Origin of the sequence: Rubrimonas cliftonensis (assembly GCF_900107585.1) — a bacterium.
Lineage (GTDB): Bacteria > Pseudomonadota > Alphaproteobacteria > Rhodobacterales > Rhodobacteraceae > Rubrimonas > Rubrimonas cliftonensis.
Genome location: NZ_FNQM01000005.1, coordinates 26,164 through 50,635 on the forward strand (window position 1 = coordinate 26,164; position 24,472 = coordinate 50,635).

A 24,472-nucleotide genomic window follows, 5' to 3' on the forward strand; every position below is an offset into this window, starting at 1 on the left:
CCGGACCGACGCGCCCGGCTCTCGAAAACGCGCCGATTCGGCGCGTTTTTTGAATCGACGCCTCAATTTTTCAGATAGTTGGCGGCGGTGTCCTCCCCCGAAACCGCGATACCGAATTGGCGACTACGACAAAGGTTGGAAAGCGGTCAGTTTTAGGCAAATGAACCGCGGGCCGCCGGGCCCTCCCCAGGAGACCAGGACCATGACGCAGTCGCCGTTCTTCGATGCTCTCGAGACCGCCCGTGACAGCGCCCGCTCGGCAGGCTTCTTCCGTCTCGCCGAGCATCTCGACGATGCGCTGCTCATGGCCGCGTCCGAGCGCTGCGAGGCGATCATGGCGGCCGCCAGCATGCCCTCCAACCGCGCGGCCCTGCGCCGCGCCGAGCAGCTCGTCACGCTCTGACGCCTGCGCCCCGAACGACGGCGGGCTCCGTCGCCCGTCCCAGGCATCGCCAGAACGGCGATATCGCCAGCGAGGTCGGCGCGCCAGGGGAGCCAGAAGGGCTCCGCATACGGTCGCCGGCCCGCAGGCTCCGGCTCAAGGGGTCGGCGCGACGGGCGCCGGCCCCAGCGTCCGTTCCAGCCCGGGAGACGCCGCCGCGCGCTCAGGCGGCCGCGACCAGCCCGCCCGCCCGCTCGATGAACGCCGCGATCTCCGCCACGCCGCGCCCGTTGCGCACCTCGGCGAAGACGAAGGGCCGCTGCCCGCGCATGCGCCTCGCGTCCCGCTCCATCACGTCGAGCGACGCGCCGACATGGGGCGCCAGATCGCATTTGTTGATCACCAGCAGGTCCGAGCGGGTGATCCCCGGTCCGCCCTTGCGCGGCACCTTCTCGCCTCCGGCGACGTCGATCACATAGAGCGTCAGGTCCGCCAGCTCGGGGCTGAAGGTGGCCGAGAGGTTGTCGCCGCCCGACTCGATCAGGATGAGGTCGAGGTCGGGGAAGGCCGCGCGCAGCTCGTCCACCGCCGCGAGGTTGATCGAGGCGTCCTCGCGGATCGCGGTGTGCGGGCAACCGCCGGTCTCCACGCCGCGGATGCGCTCCAGCGGCAGGGCCTGCGAGCGCATCAGGAATTCGGCGTCCTCGCGGGTGTAGATGTCGTTGGTGATCACCGCGATCGACCAGCGGTCCCGCAGCGCCTTGCACAGCGCGTCGGTCAGGGCCGTCTTGCCGGCGCCGACCGGCCCGCCGATGCCGACGCGCAGGGGGCCGTGGGGAGATTTGGCTGAAGGCGTCATGGCGGCGCGGCTCCTCGGCGCGTGTTCTTGGGGGAGATCAGGTGCGGAACAGGCGCACGGCCTGCGTCTCGTGGCGCATGGCGGCGATGTCGGCGGCGAAGGCGGCGCCGCCGAGGTCGTCGAGCCCTGCGCCCGCCGCCTCCGCCGCGACGGCGGCGCAGAGCGGCGCCAGCGCGGCGAGCGCGCGCTGGCCCTCGGTCTGCCCGAGCGGGACGAGCCGCACGGCGACCGAGACGAGATTGGCGGCGAAGGCCTGCAGATAGAGCGTCAGGGCGGTCTCGAGCGGCGCGCCGGCCGCCGCGGCGGCGCGGCCCACCGCGACCGGATAGGGCGCCGGCCCGCCGTCTCCCGCCCCCCATGCCTGCGCCGTGGTGCGGGCGAAGGCGGCGCCCTGGGCCTCGGTCTCCAGCAGGCGTTCGCGGCTGACGGCCAGCGCCGCAGCCAGCTCCGCAGGTGCGAGGTCGTCGGGCGCGCGATGGGCCGCGGCGAGCAGGATGGCGTCGTTGCGCCCGGAGCCCCGCGCCAGAACGTCGCCGACCCAGGCCTGCAGCGTCTGCGCGTCGCGCACCGCCCCGTCGGCGACGGCGCGCTCGAGGCCATGGGAATAGGCGAAGGCGCCCACGGGGTAGCCCGGCGAGAGCCAGGCGACGAGCGCCTGAACGGCGGCGGCGGAAGCGTCACTCACGGGCGCGGTCCGCAAGCCTGTCGATCTGGCCCCGGCGCCGGTCGCGCAGCTCGCGCGCGAGCCGCAGCGACGGCTTCGCCGCGAAGCACAGCGAGCCGATGAGAAACATCCATATCCCCGCCGTTACGGTCGCCCCGTTGAAGAACAGGATCGAGCCGACGACGAAAAAGACCGCCGCGGCGAAGTCGACGACCGTGTAGGCGACCTCGAACTCGGCATAGAGCCGGGCGCTCTCGGTGTCGCGGGTGCGGGCGTCGGGGTGGAACAGCCTCATGGGGCCGGCTCGCGCAGATGGGCGTTGGGGTCGGCGTGGGCGTCATGGCCGTGATGATGCGCGTGGGTGCGGCCGCGGCCATAGGCGCCGCCTTCGGGCGTGAAGGGCGCGGTCACGGGCGTCACGGTCGCGCCGAGCCCGGCGAGCATCGCCTCGATCACATGGTCCCGCCGGATCAGCAGGCGCCCGGCCTCGATGACGACGGGCAGGTGGCGGTTGCCGAGATGCCACGCCAGCCGCGCCAGCGCCTGCGGCGTCTCGGCCGCCACGGCCGTCAGCGGTTCGGGCGCGGCGCGCACGCGAACATGGCGGCCGTCCTCAAGCTGCAGCGCCGCGCCGTCGGGAAGTTCCGCCGCCTCCGGCAGGTCGAGCAGGAAGGGCAGGCCGTCATCGGTCGAGAGCGCAGCGCGCCGCCGCCATCTGCCGTCATGGTCAAGCGTCACGACGCCGGCGCAGGCGCCCGTGGCGCCGGTTTCGACCGCTATCGCCCTCAAGCCTTCGCCCATGCCCAGCTCCGTCATGCAGCTTCGACGCCGGGGCGCAGGTTCGCCCGCCTGCGCCGCTTCGGCAAGGCGGTGCGGGTCAGCTTTCCGCCTCCGACAGTGCGCGGGCGAGCTGATCGGTGAATTTTGCGGCGGCCACCGGCAGCGTGCGCCCACGCAGCTGGCAGAGGTAGAGCAGCCCGGGCGCGAGGTCGCGGGCGTCGATGGCCCGCGCGACAAGCTCGCCGCGTTCCGGCGGCAGGCCGATGGGGATCTGGAAGGTCACCACCTGCTCCGCCAGCGCGTAGCACCGCAGGAACTCGAAGCTGCTCGACACCACCGCCGGCCTGAGCCTGACGCTGGAGCGCGCGAGCGCCGCGTCGAGCAGGTGGCGCACGCCGTAGGGAATGGTCGGCGCGGCCACCGGCCAGCGCAGGCACTCGCGCAGGCGCACCGGCCCGCGCCCGGCGGCGAGCGGATGATCCGCCGCCATCACCGCCATGACCGGCTGCGGCGCGGCGAGCAGCACCTGCACCTCCGCCAGCCGCACCGGCTCGAACACCAAGGCGATGTCGGCCTCATGCGCGACGAGCGCCTGCTCGGCCACGTCGCGGTCGCGCAATTCGACGCTGAAGGTGACGGCGGGGTGGCCGGCGCGATAGGCGGCGATGTGGCGGGGCAGGAAGAACGGCAGCAGCGCCTGGCTGCAGGCGATGGCGACATGGCCGCGCCGCTCGCCGGCGAGGTCGGCGATCTGGCTGCGGACCCGTTCCATATCGGCGACCTGGGCGCGGAAGTGGTGGATCACCAGCTCGCCCGCCGGGTTCAGCCGCACGCCCCTCGGCAGCCTCTCGAAGACGGGCGCGCCGAGCTCCGCCTCGAAGGCGAGGATGCGCCGGTTGAGTGCGGTGTGGGTGACGGCGAGCTGCTCGGCCGCCTTGCGGATCGAGCCGGCGCGCGCCACGGCGTCGATCGCCCGCAGCGTCGTCTGGTGTCGCATGGCGTGTCTCCTGATGTGGTGCGTTTTTCGCACCGCTCCGGCGCGAGAATAGCAGACGACATTTCCAGACGCCGCTCCCTAAGCTTTCCCGGAACGGAATCCGGCGCGGGCGCGCCGAGACGGGAGTTATCGGCGATGACGATGTTCAAGGGCGCGGGCCGGCTCAGCCGGCGCGGCTTTCTCGGGGCGGGCGCGGGCGCCGCGGCGCTGGCGGCGGGGCTGCGCCCCGCGCACGCGGCGGGGCTGACGGTCGGCTTCATCTATGTCGGCCCGAAGGACGATTTCGGCTACAATCAGGCCCATGCCGAGGGCGCCGCGGCGGTCAAGGCGATGGCCGGCGTGACGGTCATCGAGGAGGAGAACGTCGCCGAGACCGTCGACGTCCAGAAGTCGATGGAGTCGATGATCCAGTTCGACGGCGCGTCGCTGCTGTTCCCGACCAGCTTCGGCTACTTCGACCCGCACATTCTGGCGCTGGCGCCGAAGCATCCCGACGTGCGGTTCCAGCACGCCGGGGGCCTGTGGAGCGCCGAGAAGCACCCCGCCAATGTCGGCTCCTATTTCGGCTACATCGGCATGGGGCAGTATCTCAACGGCGTCGTCGCCGGGCACATGAGCAAGACGAAGAAGCTCGGTTTCGTGGCCGCCAAGCCGATCCCGCAGGTGCTGATGAACATCAACAGCTTCCTGCTGGGCGCGCGCTCGGTCGACCCGTCGATCACCTGCCAGGTGATCTTCACCGGCGAATGGTCGCTGGCGGTCAAGGAGGCCGAGGCGACCAACGCGCTCATCGACCAGGGCGCCGACGTGATCACCGCCCATGTCGACGGGCCGAAGGTGACGATGGAGACCGCCGCCGGGCGCGGCGCCTGGGTCTGCGGCTACCACGCCGACCAGACGGCGCTGGCGCCGGAAAAATACCTCACCGGGGCGGAGTGGAACTGGCCGGTGGTCTACACCCGCATGGCGCAGACCATGCTCGACGGCGGGACCATCGACAATTTCGTGCGCGGCGGCCTCGCCGACGACTTCATCAAGATGAGCCCGCTCGGCCCCGCCGTGACTGACGCCGCGCGCGCCCAGTTCGAGGCGACGAAGGCCGAGATCATGAAGGGCGGCTTCGCTGCCATCAAGGGGCCGCTCATGAGCAACACAGGCGCGGTGGTCGCGGCCGCCGGCGAGGCGTTCGAGGAGACGGACGTGCGGCTTGAGAGCATGGACTACCTCGTGGAAGGCGTGATCGGCGCGACCTCGTGACCGACGCCGCCGCCTCCCGCGCCCTTGCGGCGCCCTCGGCGGAGGGAGCGCTCGCCGCCCTCGCCCGCCGGGCGGAGGCGGTGGCGATCCCGCTCGGCGCGCTGCTGGCGGGGGTGGCGGCGTTCAGCCTGTTTCTCGCCCTGCTCGGCCACTCCCCGGCGGAATTCTTCGCGTTGGTCTGGCGCGGCGGCTTCGGCACGGCTTTCAGCTGGGAGAACACGCTGTCGCGCGCGGCGCCGCTGCTGCTGGCGGCGCTCTGCGTCGCGCTGCCGGCGCGGCTGGGGCTGGTGGTGATCGGCGGCGAGGGCGCCATCGTGCTCGGCGGGCTGGCCGCGGGCGCGACGGCGATGGTCGTCGGATGGGCCCCGGGCGCGCTCGGCCTGCCGCTGATGGCGCTGGCGGCGATGGCGGTGGGCGGCGCCTGGATCGGCGCGGTCGGCTGGCTGCGCCACCATCGCGGCGTCAACGAGACCATCGCCAGCCTGCTCATGGCCTACATCGCCATCGCGCTGTTGAACCATCTCGTCGAGGGGCCGTTGCGCGACCCCGCCTCGCTCAACAAGCCCTCCACCCCGCCGCTGCCCGACTGGCTGCGCATCGGCGAGATCCCCGGCGTCGGCGTCCATTGGGGGCTCGCCTTCGGCGCGCTGGCCTGCGTGCTGGCCTGGGTGCTGATCGAGCGCACGCGCTGGGGCTTCGCGGCGCGCATCGCCGGCGGCAACGTGCGCGCGGCGCAGTTGCAGGGCCTGCCGGTCGGCGCGCTGATCCTCGGCTTCACCGCGCTGGCCGGCGCCATGGCGGGGCTGGTGGGCTTCTTCGAGGTGGCGGCGGTGCACGGCGCGGCCAACGGCTCGCTGATCTCGGGCTACGGCTACGCCGGCATCCTCATCGCGTTTCTCGCGCGTCACAACCCGCTGGCGATCATCCCCGTGGCGGTGCTGGTCGGCGGGCTGGAGGCCTCCGGCGGGCTGGTGCAGCGGCGCATGGACCTGCCCGACGCCACCGTTCTGGTGCTGGAGGGGATGGTGTTCGTCGCGATCCTGCTCGGCGAGACGCTCTATGGCCGCTTCCGAATGTTCCGCCCCGAGCTCTGGGGGCGCGCATGAGCGAGACCGACCTCGGCCTCTGGGGCGTGCCGCTGGCGATGCTGGCCGGCGCCATCCGCGTCTCCACGCCCTTCCTGTTCGTCTCGCTGGGCGAATGCCTCACCGAGCGTTCGGGCCGCATCAACCTGGGGCTCGAGGGGACGCTCGTCTTCGGCGCGATGGCCGGCTACGCGATCGCCTACGAGACCGGCTCGCCTTGGCTTGGCGTGCTGGCGGCGGCTGTCTGCGGCGCGGGCTTCGGGCTGGCGCATGGCGCCATGTGCTCGCTGGCGCGGGTGAACGACATCGCCATCGGCATCGCGCTGATGCTGCTGGGGATGGGCCTCGCCTTCTTCTTCGGCAAGCCCTACGTCCAGCCCGTCGCGCCGGACCTGCCGTCGATCCCGTTCGGCTTCTGGTCCGACATCCCCCAGCTGCGCGCGGCGCTCGACGTCAACGCGCTGTTTCTCGTCGGCGTGGCGCTGGCGCTGGCGATGGCGTGGATGTTCCGCGCGACGCGCATCGGCCTCGTGATCCGCGCGACCGGCGACGGGGCGGAGGCCGCGCGCGCGCTGGGCGTCGATCCGGTGCGGGTGCGGACGCTGGCGACGGCGGCGGGCGGCGCGCTGGCCGGCGTCGGCGGCGCCTATCTCTCGCTCTACTATCCCGGCTCGTGGAACGAGGGGATCAGTTCGGGTCAGGGCCTGATGGCTGTGGCGCTGGTGATCTTCGCGCGGTGGAAGCCGGTCAACTGCCTGTGGGCGGCGCTCCTGTTCGGCGGCGCCGGCGCGCTGGGGCCGGCGCTCCAGTCGGTCGGCGTGACGGGCGGCTACTACCTGTTCTACGCCGCCCCCTACGTCCTCACCCTCGGCCTGCTGATCGCCGCAAGCTCGCCCTCGCGCGCGCTGGCCGGCGCCCCGGCGGCCCTTGGCTTCAACCGATAGGAGTGACGCCCATGAGCGGCCTAGGCGGTCTCAACAAATCCCCTGACGGCGTGGTGCTGGGGATGGTTCAACTCCAGCTTCCCGTGGTGGAGACGCCCGAGCAGCTTGCGGCGCAGACCCGGCGCATCGTCGACATGGTCGCCAAGGCGCGGCGCAATCTGCCGACGATGGACCTCGTGGTGTTCCCCGAATACGCCTTGCACGGCCTGTCGATGGACACCAACCCCGCCATCATGTGCCGCCGCGACGGACCCGAGACGGCGGCCTTCGCCAAGGCCTGCCGCGACAACGCCATCTGGGGCTGCTTCTCGATCATGGAGCTGAACCCGGGCGGGATGCCCTACAACGTCGGGCTGATCTACGACGACAGGGGCGAGGAGCGGCTCTACTACCGCAAGCTGCACCCCTGGGTTCCCGTCGAGCCGTGGGAGCCGGGCGACCTCGGCATTCCCGTGATCGACGGGCCGAACGGCTGCAGGCTGGCGCTGATCATCTGCCATGACGGGATGTTCCCCGAGATGGCGCGCGAATGCGCCTACAAGGGCGCCGAGATCATGCTGCGCACGGCGGGCTACACCGCGCCGATCCGCGAGAGCTGGCGCTTCACCAACCAGGCCAACGCCTTCTGCAACCTGATGGTGACGGCCAACGTCTGCATGTGCGGCAGCGACGGCACGTTCGACTCGATGGGCGAGGGGATGATCGTGAACTTCGACGGCTCGATCATCGCCCACGCCACCCAAGGGCGTCCAGACGAGATCATCACCGCAGAGGTGCGGCCCGACCTCGTGCGCGAGGCGCGGCTCGGCTGGGGGGTGGAGAACAACCTCTACCAGCTCGGCCATCGCGGCTATGTCGCGGTGAAGGGCGGCGCGCGGGACTGCCCCTACACCTACATGACCGACCTCGCCGCCGGCCGCTACCGCCTGCCCTATGAGGACGCCGTGAAGGTGAGCGACGGCACGTCCTGCGGCTTCCCCGCGCCGACGCGGCTATATGGCGAGACTAGGCTGGAGGCCGCGGAATGAACGCGCCAAGCCTCGCGCTGAAGCCCGGCGCCGTCGCCGCGGACCCCTATGCCTGGCCGTGGAACGGCGACCTGCGGCCCGAGAACACCGCGCTGATCGTCATCGACATGCAGACCGACTTCTGCGGGAAGGGCGGCTATGTGGACAAGATGGGCTACGACCTGTCGCTGACCCGCGCGCCGATCGAGCCCATCAAGGCGGTGCTGGCGGCGATGCGGGCCTGGGGCGGGCATGTGTTCCACACCCGCGAGGGCCATCGCCCCGACCTCGCCGACCTTCCGGCCAACAAGCGCTGGCGCTCGCGCCAGATCGGCGCCGGCATCGGCGACCCCGGCCCCTGCGGGCGCATCCTCGTGCGCGGCGAGCCGGGCTGGGAGATCATCGAGGAGCTGGCGCCGATGCCCGGCGAGCCGGTCATCGACAAGCCCGGCAAGGGCAGCTTCTGCGCCACCGACCTTGAACTGATGCTGCGCACGCGCGGCGTCGACAACCTGATCCTGACCGGCATCACCACCGATGTCTGCGTCCACACCACCATGCGCGAGGCCAACGACCGCGGCTTCGAGTGCCTTGTCCTCGCCGACTGCTGCGGCGCCACCGACCCCGGCAATCACGACGCCGCGCTGAAGATGGTGACGATGCAGGGCGGCGTGTTCGGCGCCGTGGGCGACAGCGGCGCGTTCGTCGCGGCGCTCAAGTGACCGTCGCCGCCGCCACCGCCAAGGGCGCGCCGGGGCTGGAGACGGTCGGCATGACCATGCGCTTCGGGGCCTTCACGGCGCTGGAGGACGTCTCCATCGCCGTCGCGCCCGGCACGGTGCACGCGCTGCTCGGCGAGAACGGCGCCGGCAAGTCCACGCTCGTGAAATGCGTGATGGGCGTGCAGAAGGCGAGCGACGGGCAGATCATGGTGGCGGGCCGCGAGGTGGATGTTCCCAGCCCGCGCGCCGCGCACGCGATGGGCCTCGGCATGGTCTACCAGCATTTCACGCTGGCGCCCTCGCTGACCGCCGCGGAGAACCTCGTGCTGAGCCGCGACGACGCGCCGGCGGTGATCGACTGGGCGAAGGAGCGCGCCGGCCTTGAGGCGTTCATGGGGGGCATGCCGTTCCGCGTGGCGCTGGAGACGCCGGTGGGCCGGCTTGCGGCCGGCGAGCGGCAGCGGCTGGAGATCCTCAAGCAGCTCTATCTCGGCCGCCGCTTCCTCATCCTCGACGAGCCGACCTCGGTGCTGACGCCGGAGGAGGCCGACGAGGCGCTGGGTTTCATCCGCGCGCTGGCGCGCTCGGGCGACATCACCGTGCTGATGATCACCCACAAGTTCCGCGAGGTCGACGCCTTCTGCGACGAGGTCAGCATCCTGCGCCGCGGCCGCCATGTCGGCGGCGGGCGGGCGGCGACGCTGAGCCATGGCGCGATGGCGGAGATGATGATCGGCGCGCCGCCGCCGGAGCGCCCGAAGCGGGCGCCGAAGAACCCGGGGCCCGCGGCGCTCTCGGTGCGCGGGCTGTGCGCGCGCGACCGTTCCGGGCTCAAGACCATCGAGATCGAGGATTTCGAGGTGCGCGCGGGCGAGATCGTCGGCGTCGCGGGCGTGTCCGGCAATGGCCAGATGGAGCTTGTGGAGGCGCTGGCCGGCCAGCGGCCCATCCAGGCGGGGACGGTCGCCGTGATGGGGGCGCCGTTCCACGCCACGCGCGCCGAGGCGCAGGCCCACGGCGTGCGCTGGCTGCCCGAGGAGCCGCTGCGCAACGCCTGCGCGCCGGGGATGAGCGTGGCGGAGAACGTGGCTTTTCGCAGCTTCGACGCGAACGGCTTCTGGGTCTCGGCCGCGGCGCTGCGCAAGGTGGCGGCGCCGCTCGCCAGCGCCTTCAACGTGAAATGCGCCAGCATCGACGCGCCGATCTCGACGCTCTCGGGCGGCAACGTCCAGCGCGCGGCGCTGGCGCGGGAGCTGTCGGGCGACGTTCGTCTGCTGATCTGCGCCAACCCGTGCTTCGGGCTCGACTTCGGCGCGGCCGGCGAGATCCGCGCCCGGCTGATGGCGGCGCGCGACGCCGGCGCGGCGGTGCTGCTCATCTCCGAGGACCTCGATGAGGTGATGGACCTGTCCGACCGCGTGGTGGTGATGTCGGAGGGCCGGATCGCCTATCAGGCGGCCGCGGCCGAGGCCGACCGCGCCGAGATCGGCCGGCGCATGGCGGGCAGGCGCTGATGCGCGCGGAGCCCTTCGACTTTCCGTTCGAGCGCGCGGAGACGGCGCTGATCGTGATCGACATGCAGCGCGACTTCATCGAGCCGGGCGGCTTCGGCGCGGCGCTCGGCAACGACGTCTCAAGGCTGGCCGCCATCACGCCGACCGTGGCCCGGTTGATCGCGGGGTTCCGCCGGGCGGGGCTGCCGGTGATCCACACCCGCGAGTGCCACCGCCCGGACCTTTCCGACTGCCCGCCCGCCAAGCGCCTGCGCGGCGCGCCTTCCTTGCGCATCGGCGACGCGGGGCCGATGGGGCGCATCCTCGTCGCCGGCGAGCCGGGTGCGGAGATCGTGACCGACTGCGCCCCGGCGCCCGGCGAGACGGTGATCGACAAGCCCGGCAAGGGCGCCTTTTACGCGACGCCGCTGAGCGACGTGCTGGCCGGGCTCGGCGTGAGCCGGCTGGTCTTCGCCGGCGTCACCACCGAGGTCTGCGTGCAGACGACGATGCGCGAGGCCAACGACCGCGGCTTCGACTGCCTGCTCGCGACCGACGCCACCGAAAGCTATTTTCCCGAGTTCAAGGCCGCCGCCATCGCCATGATCACAGCCCAGGGCGGCATCGTCGGCTGGGCGGCGCCGACGGACGCGATACTGGAGGCGCTCGATGTCCCGGCCCCCGCCTGACGCCGCTCCCGAGCCCTTCGCGGTGCCCGGCCTCCTCTCGGGCGGCTGGCGCGACGCGACGTTCGAGCCGTTCCGCGAGGGCGTTGAGATCTGCCACCTGCTGCGCGGAGAACCCGCGCTGGCGCTGCTGCGCTACGCCCCCGGCGCCGGCGTGCCGGCGCACGCCCATCCCGGCCTCGAGACCATCCTTGTGCTCGAAGGCGCCCAGACCGACGAGCGCGGCCGACGGGAGGCCGGGGCGCTGGTGGTCAACACGCCGGGCTCAAGCCACTCCGTCTGGAGCGACGAGGGCTGCGTCGTGCTTATCCAGTGGACGAAGCCGGTCGCGTTCCTCGACGTCTGACCTTCCCGCGACGGCTTGGCCTATGTGAGATTGCATGCAATGCTGCGCGCGATGAGTGCAGGAGCATCCATGGCGGGCGGGACGGGAACGCAGGCCGGCGCGCCGCGCGAGACGGCCGTGGCGCTCCTGGTGAAGCGGCTTTCGGCGCAGATCGTCGAGGGCGCGCTCGCGCCGGGCGTGCGGCTGGACGAGCAGTCGCTGGCGGAGGCCTTCGGCGTGTCGCGCACGCCGGTGCGCGAGGCGCTGGCGCAGCTTGCGGCGATGGGGCTGGTCGAGCGCCGCCCGCATCGCGGCGTTGTTGTGGCGGGGCTGTCGCTGGAGCGGCTGCTGCACCTGTTCGAACTGATGACGGAGCTCGAAGGCGTCTGCGCCCGGCTCGCCGCGCTGCGAATGACCAACGCCGAGCGCGCCCGCCTGCTGGCCGGTCACGAGGCCGCCCGCAGGCTCGCCGAAGCCGAGGACGTCGAGGGCTACGCCGACGCCAACCGCCTGTTCCATCTCGCTATCTACGATGGCGCCCACAATCCCGCGCTGGTCGAGACGACGCGCGACGTGCGCAATCGCGTGGCGCCTTTCCGCCGCGCTCAGTTCCAGGTGCATGGCAGGCCCTCGCTGAGCTGGGGAGAGCACGACGCGGTGGTGTCCGCGATCCTTGCGCAGGACGCCGAGACCGCCTGCTCGGCCATGCGCGAGCATATTCTCAAGGTGAAGGACGCCTATCGCGCCTTCGCTCATCTTGGCGCGCCCGAAGCCACCTATCCCTGAGTATGCGGCGCCGCAAAATGCGGCGCTGAACGGACCCGCCGCCGAAGCAGCAGGCGCCGCTCGCAACGCCGGGTCGCGCGGCGCGCCGACCGCCCGTTGAAAAACCTGACTGATCCGCGGTAGCGGACCTTGGCCCGCATCTTGCACTTCTCCTGTTGAATTGCATGCGATCCTGCACACAAGAGCCGCAGGCGCCATCGATGGGAGAGACTGATGCAGAGACGCGATTTCATGCGCGGGGCCGGCGCCGTGACGCTCGGCGCCGCCGCGCTTCCCTTCCTGAAAGTCCTGCCCGCCGCGGCGCAGGGCGCCGACACGGTGGTGATGGTGATGGGCCAGACCATCAACAGCCTCGATCTGCACCGCACCGGCACCAACCGCCCGAGCTACCAGATCGCCGTCAACGCCTATGACCGGCTGGTGGAGTTCGGCGTCAAGACGCTGCCGGACGGCTCGCTGTCCTACGACTACGCGACGCTGGTTCCCGGCGTGGCGGAGTCGTGGTCATTCTCCGACGACGGCCTCGTGATCACCTTCAGGCTGCGCCCCGAAGGAAAATTCCAGGACGGCTCGCCGATCACGGCGCAGGACGTGAAGTGGTCCTACGACCGCGCCGTGACGGTCGGCGGCTTCCCCTCCACCCAGATGCGCGCCGGCGGGCTGGAGAGCCCCGAGCAGTTCGAGGCGGTGGACGACCTCACCTTCAGGGTGACGCTCAAGCGGCCCTCGAAACTCAGCCTGCCCGACATGGCGGTGCCGGTGCCTTTCATCCTCAACAGCAGGCTTGCGTTGGCGAATGCGACCGCCGACGACCCCTGGGCGCTGGAATACGTCCACAAGAACACGGTCGGTTCCGGCCCGTTCCGGGTGACGCGGTGGGAGCCGGGGCAGTCGCTCGTCTATGAGCGCAACGACGGCTACACCTCCGGCCCGGTTCCCCAGATCGCCCGCGTCATCGTGCGCGAGGTGCCGTCGCCGGCCACCCGCCGCGCGCTGATCGAGCGCGGCGACGTGCAGATGAGCTTCGACATCCCCAACAAGGACGCCAAGGAACTGGAGGGGACCGACGGGCTGACGGTCAACACCACCCCTGTCGAGAACGCCATCTACATCCTCGGCACGAACCTCAATTTCGAGCCGTTCAAGAACAAGCTGGTGCGTCAGGCGGTGGCGTGGTCGGTGCCCTATGACGACGTGTTCCAGACCGCCGCCTACGGGCGCGGCGTGCCGATGCATGGCGGCAAGTCTTTCACGCCCGAGACGATCGAGTGGCCGCAGCCCTTCCCCTATTCGACCGATCTCGACCGGGCGAAGGCCCTGCTGGAGGAGGCCGGCTACGGCGCCGGCTTCGAGGTTCCGTTCTACATCGACCTCTCGCAGAGCGACTGGATGGAGCCCGCCGCGCTGCTGATCCAGGAGAACCTCGCGAAGATCGGCATCAGCGCGCCGCTGGAGAAGGTGCCGGGCGCGAACTGGCGCACGGCCTCGCTGGTGGAGAAGCGCCTGCCGCTGCATCTGGAGACTTTTGGCGGCTGGCTCAACTATCCCTGCTACTACTTCTACTGGGCCTATCTTGAGGGCAACCTGTTCAACTCGGCGAATTATCGCAACGAGGAGATCGAGGCGATGGTGCCGAAGGCGCTGCACCTGCCCGTCGACGACCCCGAATACATCGCGATGTGCAAGCGCATGATCGAGATCGCATGGGACGAGGTTCCTCGCATCGCGCTGTGGCAGCCGGCGGTCAACGCCGCCTACCGCGACATGACCGGCTACGAGTACTGGTTCCACCGCCAGCCGACGATCCGCGGCTGGAAGCGGGCCTGACCATGGCCGAGAGCGGCGGACACGGCGTCGGCGGCGCGGCGGGGGTGATGGGCGGCTCGGCCCCCTACGCCCGGCGCGGGCCGTCGCCCACCGCGCTCGGCCGCTGGCTCAAGGGCGAGCGGCTGGGCGAGGACGCCGCCATTGCGCTGGCGGCGGGCAGGGCGGCGGCGCGGGCGCGGGCGCGGATGATCGGCCGCCGCGTGCTGCTGTCGCTGCCGGCGCTCGTCGGCGTCGTGATCGTCAGCTTCGTGCTGACGCGCGCGCTGCCGGGCGACCCTGCCGCCTATTTCGCCGGGCCGGCGGCGGACGCGCAGTCCATCGCCGAGATCCGCGCCCAGCTGGGGCTGGACCGTTCGCTGCCCGAGCAGTTCCTCGTCTATGTCGGCGACCTGCTGGGCGGCGACCTCGGCCAGTCGATCTCCACCGGCCAGCCGGTGCTGGAGGAACTGGCGCGGCGCCTGCCCGCCTCGCTGGAGTTGACGCTCTCGGCGCTGATCCTCTCCACGCTGGTTGCGGTGCCGCTGGGCGTGGCGGCGGCGGCGCGACAGGGAACATGGGTGGACCACGCCTGCCGCGCTGTGGTGACGGCGGGCGTCTCGCTGCCGACCTTCTTCACCGGCATCGCGCTGGTCTATGTCTTCTACTATGTCCTGGGTTGGGCTCCGGCGCCGCTCGGTCGGCTCGATCTTCTCTACTTTCCGCCCGAGCCCGTCACCGGCTTCTACACCGTCGACGCGGTGCTGGCCGGCGAATTGGAGACGCTGCGCGGCGCGCTGGCGCAACTCGCGCTGCCGGCGGTCACGCTGGCGCTGTTCACCATGGCGCCGCTGGCGCGCATGGCGCGGGCGGCGATGCTGGAGGCGCTGGGCTCGGACTATGTGCGCACGGCGCGCGCGGCGGGGCTGTCGCCGACGCGGGTGCTCTACGGCGTCGCCTTCTCCAACGCCATGCTGCCGGTGGTGACGACGCTCGGCATGGTGTTCAGCTTCACCCTCGGCGCCAATGTGCTGGTGGAGAAGGTGTTCGCCTGGCCCGGCGTCGGCTCCTACGCCGTCGAGGCGCTGGTGGTGTCGGACTACGCCGCCGTGCAGGGCTTCGTGCTGGCGATGGCGGTGCTGTTCGTGGCGCTGAACCTTCTGATCGACGTGATCTACACCCTCATCGACCCCAGAACGAGGCAGGGCGCATGACCGCAGCGACGCCGGCGCGGCCCACGGGCCTGCGCGCCTTCCTCGCCCATGGCGCCTATGTGCTGCGGGACAATCCGGTGACGCTGATAGCCTTCGCGCTGTTCCTGTTCATCGTCTTCTGCGCGGTGTTCGGGCCCTTGCTGGCGCCCTACGACCCGCTGGAGAGCAACGCGGCGCGGGCGCTTCAGCCGCCCTCGGCGGACCACTGGTTCGGCACCGACAGCCTCGGGCGCGACGTGTTCAGCCGGGTGCTGGTCGCGACGCGGCTCGACCTCGCCATTTCCGTCGCCGCCGTGGCGCTATCGTTCTGCGCGGGCTCCGCAATCGGGGCTGCGGCGGGCTACTGGGGCGGCTGGGTGGACGCGGTGACGGGGCGGGTGGTGGACACCATCATGGCCTTCCCGCTGTTCGTGCTGGCGATGGGCATCGTCGCGGCGCTCGGCAACACGGTGGAGAACATCGTCTACGCCACCGCCATCATCAACCTGCCCTTCTACGCCCGCGTGGCGCGCGCGGAAGTGGCGATCCGGCGCGAGGCGGGCTTCGCGCAGGCCGCAAGGCTGGCCGGCAACTCCGACCTGCGCGTGCTGGCGCTGCACATCTTCCCCAACGCGCTGCCGCCGATGATGGTGCAGCTGTCGCTCAACATGGGCTGGGCGATCCTGAACGCCGCAGGGCTCTCGTTCATCGGCCTCGGCGTGCGGCCGCCGACGCCGGAATGGGGGATCATGGTGGCCGAGGGCGCCAACTTCATCGTCTCCGGCGAGTGGTGGCTGGCGATCTTCCCGGGGCTGGCGCTGATGCTCGCGGTCTTCACCTTCAACCTGTTGGGCGACGGGCTGCGTGACCTCGTGGACCCGCGGAGGCGCACATGACGGCCCTGCTCGACGTTTCCGACCTGCGGGTGGAGTTCGCCACCCGCCACGGCGTCGTCTCCGCCGTGCAGGACGTCTCCTTCACGCTGGAGAAGGGCGAGACGCTGGGCGTGGTGGGCGAATCGGGTTCGGGAAAATCCGTCACCTCCTACGCGGTGATGCGCATCCTCGACCGGGGCGGGCGCATCGCGGAGGGGCGCGTCAGCTATGCGGGCGTCGACCTGCGCGCGGCCAGCGAGCGCGAGATGGGGGCGATCCGGGGCCGCGAGATCGGCATGATCTTTCAGAACCCGCGCGCCGCGCTCAACCCGATCCGCAAGGTCGGGCGGCAGATCGGCGACGTGCTGATCCGCCATGCCCGCGCCACCCGCCAGACCGCCCACGACAGGGCCGTGGAGGCGCTGAGGGCGGTGGAGATCCGCAACCCCGAGGCGCGCGCCCACGCCTATCCGTTCGAGCTGTCGGGCGGAATGTGCCAGCGCGTCGTCATCGCGCTGGCGCTGGCCTGCGACCCGCGCCTGCTGATCGCCGACGAGCCGACCACCGGGCTCGACGTCACCACGCAGAAGGCGGTGATGGACCTGATCGCGGGGCTGACCCGTGCGCGGGGGATGAGCGCGATCCTCATCACCCACGACCTCGGGCTGGCGGCGGCCTACTGCGACCGCATCGCGGTCATGAAGGACGGCCAGGTGGTGGAGACGGCGCCCTCGGCGCAGGTCTTCGCCCGACCGGCCCACGCCTACACCGCCAAGTTGATGCGCGCGACGGCGCGGCCCGGCGCGCGCTTGCGCGACCTGCTGGAGACGCCGAAGCCCGAGGCGCCGCGCCCCGCGCCCGGCGCGGCCCTTCTGGTGGTGGAGAGCCTCGCCAAGACCTTCGCCGACGGGGTGCGCGCGGTGAAGGGCGTCAGCTTCACGATCCGCGAGGGCGAGAGCCTCGGGCTGGTGGGCGAATCCGGCTGCGGCAAGTCCACCACCTCCTCGATGGTGATGCGGCTGCTCGACCCGAGCTCGGGGCGTATCCTGCTTGGCGGCGAGGACATCGGCACCGTGCCGGCGGCGCACTTCCCGCGCGACCGGCGGCGCGGCGCGATCCAGATGGTGTTCCAGGACGCGACCGACAGCCTCAACCCCCGCTTCACCGCGCGCCGCGCCATCGCCGACCCGCTGATGCGCCTGACGGCGCTGGGCGGTCGGGAGCGCGCCGCGAAGGTGGAGGCGCTGGCGGAGCAGGTCGGGCTGCCGCTCCATCTGCTCGACCGGTTCCCGCACCAGCTTTCGGGCGGGCAGAAGGCGCGCGTCGGCATCGCGCGCGCGCTGGCGACCTCGCCGAAGCTGCTGATCCTCGACGAGCCGACGGCGGCGCTCGACGTCTCGATCCAGGCCGTCGTGCTGAACCTGCTGGCTGATCTGCGCGCCGAACTCGGCATGAGCTATCTTTTCGTGAGCCACGATCTGCACGTCGTGCGCCTGCTCTGCGACCGGGTGATGGTGATGCGCGGCGGCGAGATCGTGGAGGAGGGCGACGCCGAGACGGTGATGGAGCGCCCCGCTCACCCCTACACGCGCAGCCTGCTCGACGCCGCGCCCGTCCCGCCGGCGCTCGCCGCGGAGACGCCCCTGATGGAGACCGCCCGATGCGCGCCCTGAGTTTCGACCGCGACAGCCTGCACGCCCATTACGCCGCCGGCGGCGACCCCGTCGCCGTTCTGGCCGAGGCGCACCGGCGGCTCGCGGCGGCGGAGAACCCCGGCGTGTTCATCGCCCTGACCCCGCTGGAGGCGGCGCAGGCGGCGGCGCGCGCGCTGCCGCCCTTCGACCCGGCGGCCTTCCCGCTCTGGGGCCTGCCCTTCGCGGTGAAGGACAACATCGACGTCGCCGGCCTGCCGACGACCGCCGCGTGCCCGGCCTTCGCCTATGAGCCCGAGGTCGACGCCCCGGTGGTGGCGCGGCTGAAGGCGGCGGGCGCGATCTGCCTCGGCAAGACCAACCTCGACCAGTTCGCCACCGGCCTGAACGGGCTGCGGACGCCCTATCCGGCGCCGAGGAACGCGCTCGATCCGGCGATCCCGCCGGGCGGCTCCTCGTCGGGCTCGGCGGTGGCGGTGGCGATGGGCGTGGCGAGCTTCGCGCTGGGGACGGACACGGCGGGCTCGGGCCGGGTGCCGGCGGGGCTGAACAACATCGTCGGGCTGAAGCCGTCGCTCGGCGCGATCTCGACGCGCGGCGTCGTGCCGGCCTGCCGGACGCTTGATGCGGTGTCGGTGTTCGCGCTGACCGTCGCCGACGCCTGGGCGGCCTTCGCCGCCGCCGCCGCCCACGATCCGCTCGACAGCTTCTCCCGAGACCGTCCCGCGCAGGGTTTCGGCTCCGCGCCGGAGCGGCTCCGGCTCGGCGTCCCGACGCCCGCCACGCGCCGCTTCTCCGGCGACGCGGCGCAGGCGGCGAGCTTCGAGGCGGCGCTGGGGCGGCTGGCCTCGCTCGGCGCGGAGATCGTGGAGGTGGACTTCCAGCCCTTCTACGACTGCGCCGCGCTGCTCTACGAAGGGGCCTGGGTGGCGGAGCGGCTGCACGCGGTCGCCGCCTTCCGCGCCGCCAACCCCGGCGCCCTGCACCCTGTCACGGAGCAGATCGTCGGCGGCGCGACGACGCTCTCGGCGGTGGACGCGTTCGACGGCGTCTATCGGCTTGCGGAGGCGCGTCGCGTCACCGCGCCGATCCTCGCCGGCGTCGACGCGCTGGCGGTCCCGACTTTTCCCGCCTTTCACACCGTCGCCGAGCTGGAGGCCGACCCGATCGGGCCCAACAGCGATTTCGGAACCTACACGAATTTCGTGAACCTGCTCGACCTGTGCGGGATCGCCGTGCCGGTCGACCCGCGCGCCGACGGGCGGCCGGGCTCGGTGACGCTGCTGGCGGCGGCGGGGCGGGACGGGCTGACCGCCTCGTTGGCCGCGGCGCTGCATGGGCTCTGCGCGCCGCGGCTGGGCGCGACGACGGCCGTCGCCCCGCCGGCGCCGACCGCGCCTGCGCCCCTGGGCCCCGACGAGGCGGAGGTGCTGGTGGTCGGCGCCCACATGCGCGGCATGGCGCTGGCGCCGCAGATGACAGCCCATGGCGCGCGCTTCCTGCGCGAGACCGCGACCGCGCCGCGCTACCGGCTGAAGGCGCTGCCGGGAACGCCGGCGCGGCCCGGCCTCGTGCGCGTGGCCCAGACTGGGGGGGCGCAGACTGGGGGGGCGGACACTGGCGGGGCGGCGATCAGGGCCGAGGTCTGGGCGATGCCGCTGGACCGGATCGGGCCGTTCCTCGCCGGCATTCCCGCGCCGCTGGGCCTCGGCCGGGTGACGCTCGAGGACGGCGGCGAGGTGATCGGCTTCCTTGCGGAGGCCGCCGCCTGCGAGACGGCGCAGGACATCACCGCCCATGGCGGCTGGCGCGCCTGGGTGGCGCAGGACGCGGCCGCCGTTCCGGCCTGAGTTGCGGCGGCTTTCGCCGTCGGAGCGCAGCGCCGCTTGAGGGCGGATCGCCTGCGAGCGGGGTCCGGGGCGTCGCATCGGCGCGAAGGCTGCGGGCGGCCGGGCCCCGCGCGGCAGGCAAACGGCCCCGGATCAGATCCGGGGCCGCGCGTCGTTTCAGACGGGCCGCCCTGCGGCGCCCCCTGCAGCGCGCGCGGGCGCTTCGGGCTCAGTTCGCCTGGCGGCGCAGGAAGGCGGGAACCTCCATGCGGGCGTCCTCGTCGTCGTGGGGGTGCTGCGTCGGCGCGGCCTCCGGCTCGCGTCGCACCGCGCCGGGCCGGGGCACGAAGGAGGGCTGCTCCTTATCGCGCGCCGCGGCGCCGGTCATCCGCGTGATGAGGTTGTTGAAGCCGAAGCGTGCGGGCCGATCCTCGGCGTCGGCCGCCTGCCGCTGCTGGTGGGCCGGCGCCGCCGCGCGCACGGCCTGCGGGCGCTGGACGGGGCGCATCTCGGCGCGGGATTCCTGAGCGCCGGGCACGAAGGGATGGTCGCGGGCGGGCTCGGCCGCCGCCAGGGCGGGCCGGGCGAGCGAGCCGTCGTCGAGGTCGAACAGCGCGTCCGGCGCCACCGCGCCGTCGTCCTCGTCGCGGTCGAGCGAGAAGAGGTTGGCGGAGGCGATGCGCGCCGCCGCCTCGTCCTGCCGCTGGCGGTCGGCTTCGCGGCGGGGGGCCGACCGCTCCACGGGCTCGCGCGCCATGGCGGGCTGGGGGGCGGGCGGCGGGGCGGGCTGGGCCATTGGCTGGGGCGCCTGGTGGGCGGCGGCGGCTGGGCGCGGCGCCTCACGCATTTCGCGCCGACCCTCGACGCGGCTCTCGCCGGCCTCGGGCCGCTGGGCCTGCGCCATGGCGGCGTCGATGCCGGTCGCGACGACCGAGACGCGCATGACCTCGGTCATCTCCGGGTCGAGCGTGGAGCCGACGATGATGTTCGCCTCCGGGTCGACTTCCGCGCGGATGCGGTTGGCCGCCTCGTCCAGCTCGAACAGCGTCAGGTCGTAGCCGCCGGTGATGTTGATCAGCACGCCGCGGGCGCCCTTGAGGCTCACCTCGTCGAGCAGCGGGTTGGCGATGGCCTTCTCGGCGGCGTCGATGGCGCGGGTCTCGCCCGACGCCTCGCCGGTGCCCATCATCGCCTTGCCCATCTCGTCCATCACCGAGCGCACGTCGGCGAAGTCGAGGTTGATGAGGCCGGGGCGCACCATCAGGTCGGTCACGCCCTTGACGCCCTGGTACAGCACGTCGTCGGCCATCATGAAGGCCTCGGCGAAGGTGGTGCGCTCATTGGCGATGCGGAACAGGTTCTGGTTGGGGATGATGATGAGCGTGTCCACCACCTGCTGAAGCTCGGCGATGCCGCCCTCGGCCTGGTTCATCCGCTTCGTGCCCTCGAAGTGAAAGGGCTTGGTGACGACGCCGACGGTCAGGATGCCCATCTCGCGCGCCGCGCGGGCGATCACCGGGGCGGCGCCGGTGCCGGTGCCGCCGCCCATGCCGGCGGTGATGAAGCACATGTGGGAGCCGGCGAGATGGTCGACGATCTCCTCGAGGCTCTCCTCGGCGGCCTGCGCGCCAACGCCGGGCTTGGCGCCGGCGCCGAGCCCCTGGGTTACGTTGGCCCCGAGCTGGAGCTGGCGCGGCGCGGAGTTCTGCGCCAGCGCCTGCGCGTCGGTGTTCGCCACCACGAACTCCGCGCCCTCCAGCTGCTTCTGGATCATGTTGTTGACCGCGTTGCCCCCGGCGCCGCCGACGCCGAAGACCGTGATGCGGGGCCGGAGGTCATGGGCCTCGGGCGACTTGAGGTTGAGCGCCATCGTGGGTTCCGCCTGTTTGTTCTGTTGCTCGATCGGGTGATTTTTTCGTTGATTGCTCAGAGTGTATGCGAATTCAGGTCGTTTTTCGACACATCACCAGTTCTCCTTGAACCAGCGCACGGCGCGGGCGACGCGCCCTCTCCCTGCGGCGGCGGACGGGGCGTCATAGTCCCAGAGTTCGTCGCGGGGCCGCGCGGCGTAGACCGCGAGGCCGACGCCCGCCGCGAAGGCGGGGCCGGCGGCGTTCTGCGGCAGGCCGGCGATGCGCATCGGCCGACCGACGCGGGTGCGGCGGCCGAGGATGCGCTGGGCGGCCTCCTCCAGCCCCGGCAGCTGCGCGGCGCCGCCCGTCAGCACGATGCGCCGGCCGGGCAGGTGCTCGAAGCCGGCCGCGCGCAGCCGGTCGCGCACCGTCTCCAGCGTCTCCTCCAGCCGCGGGCGGATCACGCCGATCAGCACGGCGCGGGAGATGCGGCGGCGCTCGTGGGGGTCGTCGTCGCCGAGCCGTGGCGCCTCGATCATCTCGCGGTCGTCGAGGCCGGTGGCGACGGCGCCGCCATGCAGCGTCTTGACGCGCTCGGCGTCGGCCTGCGGCATGGCGAGCCCCTGGGCGATGTCGAGCGTGACGTGGTCGCCGCCGAGCCGCACGCTCTGGGCGTGGATCATGTGGCCGCGCAGGAAGATCGAGAGCGAGGTGGCGCCGGCCCCCATGTCGACGCAGGCGGCGCCGAGGCGCTGCTCGTCCTCCACGAGGCTCGAAAGGCCGGCGGCGTAGGCGCCCGAGACGACGCCCGCGAGCTCGAGGTCGGCGCCGCGCACGCACTGGGCGAGGTTGCGCAGCGGTCCGGCGGCGACCGTCAGCACATGGGCGTCGCAGCCGAGCCGCTCGCCGCTCATGCCGCGCGGGTCGTTGAGGCCGCCGACGCCGTCGATCTCGAAATTGACCGGCTGGGCGTGCAGCAGCGCGCGGCCCTCCTCGCGCGGCAGCCGGCAGCTGGTGGCGGCGCGGGCGACGTCGCGCGCGCAGACGGCGACGCCCTCGACCATGGCGAGCCCGTGCGCCGCGGCGCTGCGCGGGCGGCCGCCGGAAAGCGTCGCGACCGCCTGATCGACGCGCTCGCCCGCCATCTTCTCGGCCAGCTCCAGCGCGGCGCGGACGGAGCGGCCGGCCTCCTCCATGTCCACGATCTCGCCGAGGCGCACGCCGCCGGAGCGCACCACGCCGACGCCGACGACGCGCACCGCGCCCAGCGCGTCATGCGCGCCGGCGTCGCCGGCCTCCGCCATCTCCTGCGCGCGGGCGAGGCGCTGGGCGTCGATGCGCAGGATGAAGCAGGCGGTCTTGGCCGAGCCGAGATCGATCGCCGCCACCAGACCGCGGCGCGCCGCCGCCCTCAGCCGCTCGCGCATCGCGCGCAGCCCGTTCAGGGTCGGGCCGTGGAGGGAGACGCCGGGATGCGCCGTCATGTCTGGTTCTCCTTCTGAAGACCGGTCAGCGCGCGCTCCGTCAGCCGCACGGTGGGGCGGCCGGGCAGCCGCAGGTCCACCGCCGCGAGGTCGCGGTCGAAGAGCGCGATGCGCTCGTGCATCCGGGCGGCCTGCGCCATGGCGGCGGGGGCGCCGGTCTCGGGCAGCATCAGCGTCATGGTCTCGCCCGGCGCCGGGCCGAGCAGCGCCACGTCCCACCGCCGCGCGCCGATGCGCGTCAGCGCCACCACGCGGGGGCGCAGCGGGCCGGAAACGGTGAGCACCGCCAGCGCGTCCGCCACCGCCTCGGCCGCGCCGGGCCCGACGACGAGCGGCAGCTCCGCGTGATCGGCTCTGGAGAACGCCGGCTCGATCACCGCGCCGCCCGCGTCGACAAGCACCGGCTCGCCCTCGATGCGCCAGATCGCGGCGGCCTTGCGCTGGCGCACGATCACGCGCAGCGCCTCCGGCGCCTCCAGATGCACCTCCGCCCCCGCCACCCAGCCGAGACTCTCCACGCGGCGACGCACCACCGCGGGGTCGAGATCGAGCGAGGAGGCGCCGGTCGCGTCGGTCAGCGCGGCGAGGATCTCGCCCTCCAGCCCCGCGTCGGCGCCAGCGACCTTGATGCGGCGGATGGCGAACTCGGGCCGCGCCGTCAGCGCCGCGCGCGCCTCGGCCAGCTTCGCCTGCGCCGCCGCGTGCACCGCCGGGTCCGAGGCCAGCATGGCCGCCGCCGCCGCCAGCGCCAGCGCCGGGAGATGGGTCGTGGCGGCGCGACGCACCCAGCGCCGCCGCCACAGCCGGTTGAGCCGCCGCCGCAGCCGCCCCGGCTCGGCGGGGCGCGCGCCCGAGCTCACCGGTCGCATGAGGCGTCCTCCACCATCCAGCGGCAGAGCGCGGGGAAGTCGACGCCGACCGACGCCGCCTGCTCGGGCGCGAGCGAGGTGCCGGTCATGCCGGGCTGGGTGTTGATCTCCAGCGCGATCAGCCCGTCGAGCCCGCGCGCCTCGTCCCAGCGCAGGTCGGTGCGCGAGACGCCGCGGGCGCCGACGGCGCGATGGGTCTTCAGGGCGATGTCGAGGCAGGCGTCGAACACCTCGGCGGGCAGTTCGGCGGGGCAGACATGGCGCGAACCGCCGGGGCTGTATTTCGCGTGATAGTCGTACCAGCCGGCGGAGACGATGTCGGTCACGGTCAGCGCGCGGTCGCCCATCACGGCGACGGTCAGCTCGCGCCCCGGAACGAAGGCCTCGACCATCAGCGTCTCCGGCGCGTCCGGACCCAGCCGGGCGGGCCCGTTGGCGCCCTCGGCGACGATGTGGACGCCGACCGAGGAGCCCTCGTTGTAGGGCTTCACGACATAGGGCGGCGCCATCGGGTGCCCGCTCGCGACGGCCTCCCGCGAGGCCAGCAGGCTTTCCGCGACCGGCACGCCGGCGGCGGCGAAGGCCGTCTTGGCGCGCGCCTTGTCCATCGCCAGAGCCGAGGCCAGCACGCCGGAATGAGTGTAGGGGATCGCCATCAGTTCGAGCAGGCCCTGCACGCAGCCGTCCTCGCCCCAGCGCCCGTGCAGGGCGTTGAAGGCGACGTCGGGGGCGACGTCGGCCAGCCTGGCGGGAAGGTCCCGCCCGGCGTCGATCTCCGTCACTGCGTAGCCCGCCTGACGCAGCGCCTCGGCGCAGGCCGCGCCGGACGCAAGGGAAACCTCGCGTTCGGCGGACAGACCGCCCTTCAGCACGGCGATGCGGGGCGTCCTGCTCGACATGCCCGCCTCGATGTCCGGCTCCGGTTAA

The 24,472-nt window shown here is 72.5% G+C and carries 24 protein-coding genes; 15 read left to right on the plus strand and 9 right to left on the minus strand.

Going from position 1 to position 24,472, the window contains the following annotated elements; translation table 11 throughout:
• Positions 1-202 precede the first annotated feature (202 nt).
• Positions 203-403: a hypothetical protein gene (locus tag BLW43_RS10220; RefSeq protein ID WP_093252798.1), complete on the plus strand. Its 201-nt coding sequence runs from the start codon at positions 203-205 to the stop codon at positions 401-403.
• A gap of 202 nt (positions 404-605) precedes the next feature.
• Here the strand turns inward: BLW43_RS10220 and ureG are convergent, their stop codons facing one another.
• The 5 genes from ureG to BLW43_RS10245 form a co-directional block, all read right to left on the minus strand.
• Positions 606-1,241 (minus strand): urease accessory protein UreG, encoded by a 636-nt coding sequence (gene ureG / locus BLW43_RS10225; protein ID WP_093252800.1) that lies wholly within the window; start codon positions 1,239-1,241, stop codon positions 606-608.
• Positions 1,242-1,278: 37 nt separating this feature from the next.
• Positions 1,279-1,926: an urease accessory protein UreF gene (locus BLW43_RS10230; RefSeq protein ID WP_093253304.1), complete on the minus strand. Its 648-nt coding sequence runs from the start codon at positions 1,924-1,926 to the stop codon at positions 1,279-1,281.
• Entirely contained in the window at positions 1,919-2,200 is a 282-nt protein-coding gene (locus BLW43_RS10235; protein ID WP_093252803.1) for a YrhK family protein, read from the minus strand. Before BLW43_RS10235 ends, BLW43_RS10230 begins: the two co-directional genes overlap by 8 nt.
• A complete protein-coding gene (locus tag BLW43_RS10240; protein WP_217632152.1) occupies positions 2,197-2,706 on the minus strand; it encodes an urease accessory protein UreE in 510 nt (169 codons plus the stop codon). The genes BLW43_RS10235 and BLW43_RS10240 overlap by 4 nt, the downstream gene beginning before the upstream one ends.
• A gap of 76 nt (positions 2,707-2,782) precedes the next feature.
• Entirely contained in the window at positions 2,783-3,682 is a 900-nt protein-coding gene (locus BLW43_RS10245; protein WP_093252807.1) for a LysR family transcriptional regulator, read from the minus strand.
• 135 nt (positions 3,683-3,817) lie between these two features.
• Here BLW43_RS10245 and BLW43_RS10250 point away from each other — a divergent pair, with 135 nt between their 5' ends.
• The 14 genes from BLW43_RS10250 (at position 3,818) to atzF (ending at position 19,360) form a co-directional block, all read left to right on the plus strand.
• Complete coding sequence (locus tag BLW43_RS10250) at positions 3,818-4,939, plus strand: BMP family ABC transporter substrate-binding protein (protein WP_093252809.1); 1,122 nt, start codon at positions 3,818-3,820, stop codon at positions 4,937-4,939.
• Complete coding sequence (locus BLW43_RS10255; RefSeq protein WP_093252811.1) at positions 4,936-6,045, plus strand: ABC transporter permease; 1,110 nt, start codon at positions 4,936-4,938, stop codon at positions 6,043-6,045. The genes BLW43_RS10250 and BLW43_RS10255 overlap by 4 nt, the downstream gene beginning before the upstream one ends.
• A complete protein-coding gene (locus BLW43_RS10260) occupies positions 6,042-6,968 on the plus strand; it encodes an ABC transporter permease (protein WP_093252814.1) in 927 nt (308 codons plus the stop codon). Before BLW43_RS10255 ends, BLW43_RS10260 begins: the two co-directional genes overlap by 4 nt.
• An 11-nt stretch (positions 6,969-6,979) precedes the next feature.
• A complete protein-coding gene (locus BLW43_RS10265) occupies positions 6,980-7,996 on the plus strand; it encodes a formamidase (RefSeq protein ID WP_093252817.1) in 1,017 nt (338 codons plus the stop codon).
• Complete coding sequence (gene biuH / locus BLW43_RS10270) at positions 7,993-8,697, plus strand: biuret amidohydrolase (protein WP_093252819.1); 705 nt, start codon at positions 7,993-7,995, stop codon at positions 8,695-8,697. The genes BLW43_RS10265 and biuH overlap by 4 nt, the downstream gene beginning before the upstream one ends.
• Positions 8,694-10,211, plus strand: a complete 1,518-nt coding sequence (locus BLW43_RS10275; protein WP_245731001.1) for an ABC transporter ATP-binding protein — start codon at positions 8,694-8,696, stop codon at positions 10,209-10,211. Before biuH ends, BLW43_RS10275 begins: the two co-directional genes overlap by 4 nt.
• Positions 10,211-10,879: a cysteine hydrolase family protein gene (locus BLW43_RS10280; RefSeq protein WP_093252822.1), complete on the plus strand. Its 669-nt coding sequence runs from the start codon at positions 10,211-10,213 to the stop codon at positions 10,877-10,879. Before BLW43_RS10275 ends, BLW43_RS10280 begins: the two co-directional genes overlap by 1 nt.
• Positions 10,860-11,222 (plus strand): cupin domain-containing protein, encoded by a 363-nt coding sequence (locus BLW43_RS10285; protein ID WP_093252825.1) that lies wholly within the window; start codon positions 10,860-10,862, stop codon positions 11,220-11,222. Before BLW43_RS10280 ends, BLW43_RS10285 begins: the two co-directional genes overlap by 20 nt.
• Positions 11,223-11,291: 69 nt before the next feature.
• Entirely contained in the window at positions 11,292-11,987 is a 696-nt protein-coding gene (locus tag BLW43_RS10290) for a GntR family transcriptional regulator (protein ID WP_093252827.1), read from the plus strand.
• Between the two features lie 213 nt (positions 11,988-12,200).
• On the plus strand, positions 12,201-13,814 hold the full coding sequence (locus BLW43_RS10295) for an ABC transporter substrate-binding protein (protein ID WP_093252830.1): 1,614 nt from the start codon (positions 12,201-12,203) through the stop codon (positions 13,812-13,814).
• Positions 13,815-13,816: 2 nt separating this feature from the next.
• Positions 13,817-15,004, plus strand: a complete 1,188-nt coding sequence (locus BLW43_RS10300; RefSeq protein WP_245731002.1) for an ABC transporter permease — start codon at positions 13,817-13,819, stop codon at positions 15,002-15,004.
• The gene (locus BLW43_RS10305) at positions 15,001-15,879 is read left to right on the plus strand and encodes an ABC transporter permease (RefSeq protein WP_093252833.1); all 879 of its coding nucleotides are present in this window, start codon (positions 15,001-15,003) and stop codon (positions 15,877-15,879) included. Before BLW43_RS10300 ends, BLW43_RS10305 begins: the two co-directional genes overlap by 4 nt.
• Positions 15,876-17,531, plus strand: coding sequence for a dipeptide ABC transporter ATP-binding protein (locus BLW43_RS10310; RefSeq protein ID WP_093252836.1), 1,656 nt, complete (start codon positions 15,876-15,878; stop codon positions 17,529-17,531). Before BLW43_RS10305 ends, BLW43_RS10310 begins: the two co-directional genes overlap by 4 nt.
• Positions 17,519-19,360 (plus strand): allophanate hydrolase, encoded by a 1,842-nt coding sequence (atzF, locus tag BLW43_RS10315; protein ID WP_093252838.1) that lies wholly within the window; start codon positions 17,519-17,521, stop codon positions 19,358-19,360. The genes BLW43_RS10310 and atzF overlap by 13 nt, the downstream gene beginning before the upstream one ends.
• A gap of 208 nt (positions 19,361-19,568) precedes the next feature.
• Here atzF and ftsZ read toward each other — a convergent pair whose 3' ends face one another.
• From ftsZ to BLW43_RS10335, 4 genes are all read right to left on the minus strand, one after another.
• Positions 19,569-21,209 (minus strand): cell division protein FtsZ, encoded by a 1,641-nt coding sequence (gene ftsZ, locus BLW43_RS10320; protein ID WP_093252840.1) that lies wholly within the window; start codon positions 21,207-21,209, stop codon positions 19,569-19,571.
• 93 nt (positions 21,210-21,302) lie between these two features.
• Complete coding sequence (gene ftsA / locus BLW43_RS10325; protein WP_245731003.1) at positions 21,303-22,676, minus strand: cell division protein FtsA; 1,374 nt, start codon at positions 22,674-22,676, stop codon at positions 21,303-21,305.
• Positions 22,673-23,545, minus strand: coding sequence for a cell division protein FtsQ/DivIB (locus BLW43_RS10330; RefSeq protein ID WP_093252842.1), 873 nt, complete (start codon positions 23,543-23,545; stop codon positions 22,673-22,675). Before BLW43_RS10330 ends, ftsA begins: the two co-directional genes overlap by 4 nt.
• Positions 23,533-24,444, minus strand: coding sequence for a D-alanine--D-alanine ligase (locus BLW43_RS10335; protein ID WP_093252844.1), 912 nt, complete (start codon positions 24,442-24,444; stop codon positions 23,533-23,535). The genes BLW43_RS10330 and BLW43_RS10335 overlap by 13 nt, the downstream gene beginning before the upstream one ends.
• Positions 24,445-24,472: the final 28 nt, after the last annotated feature.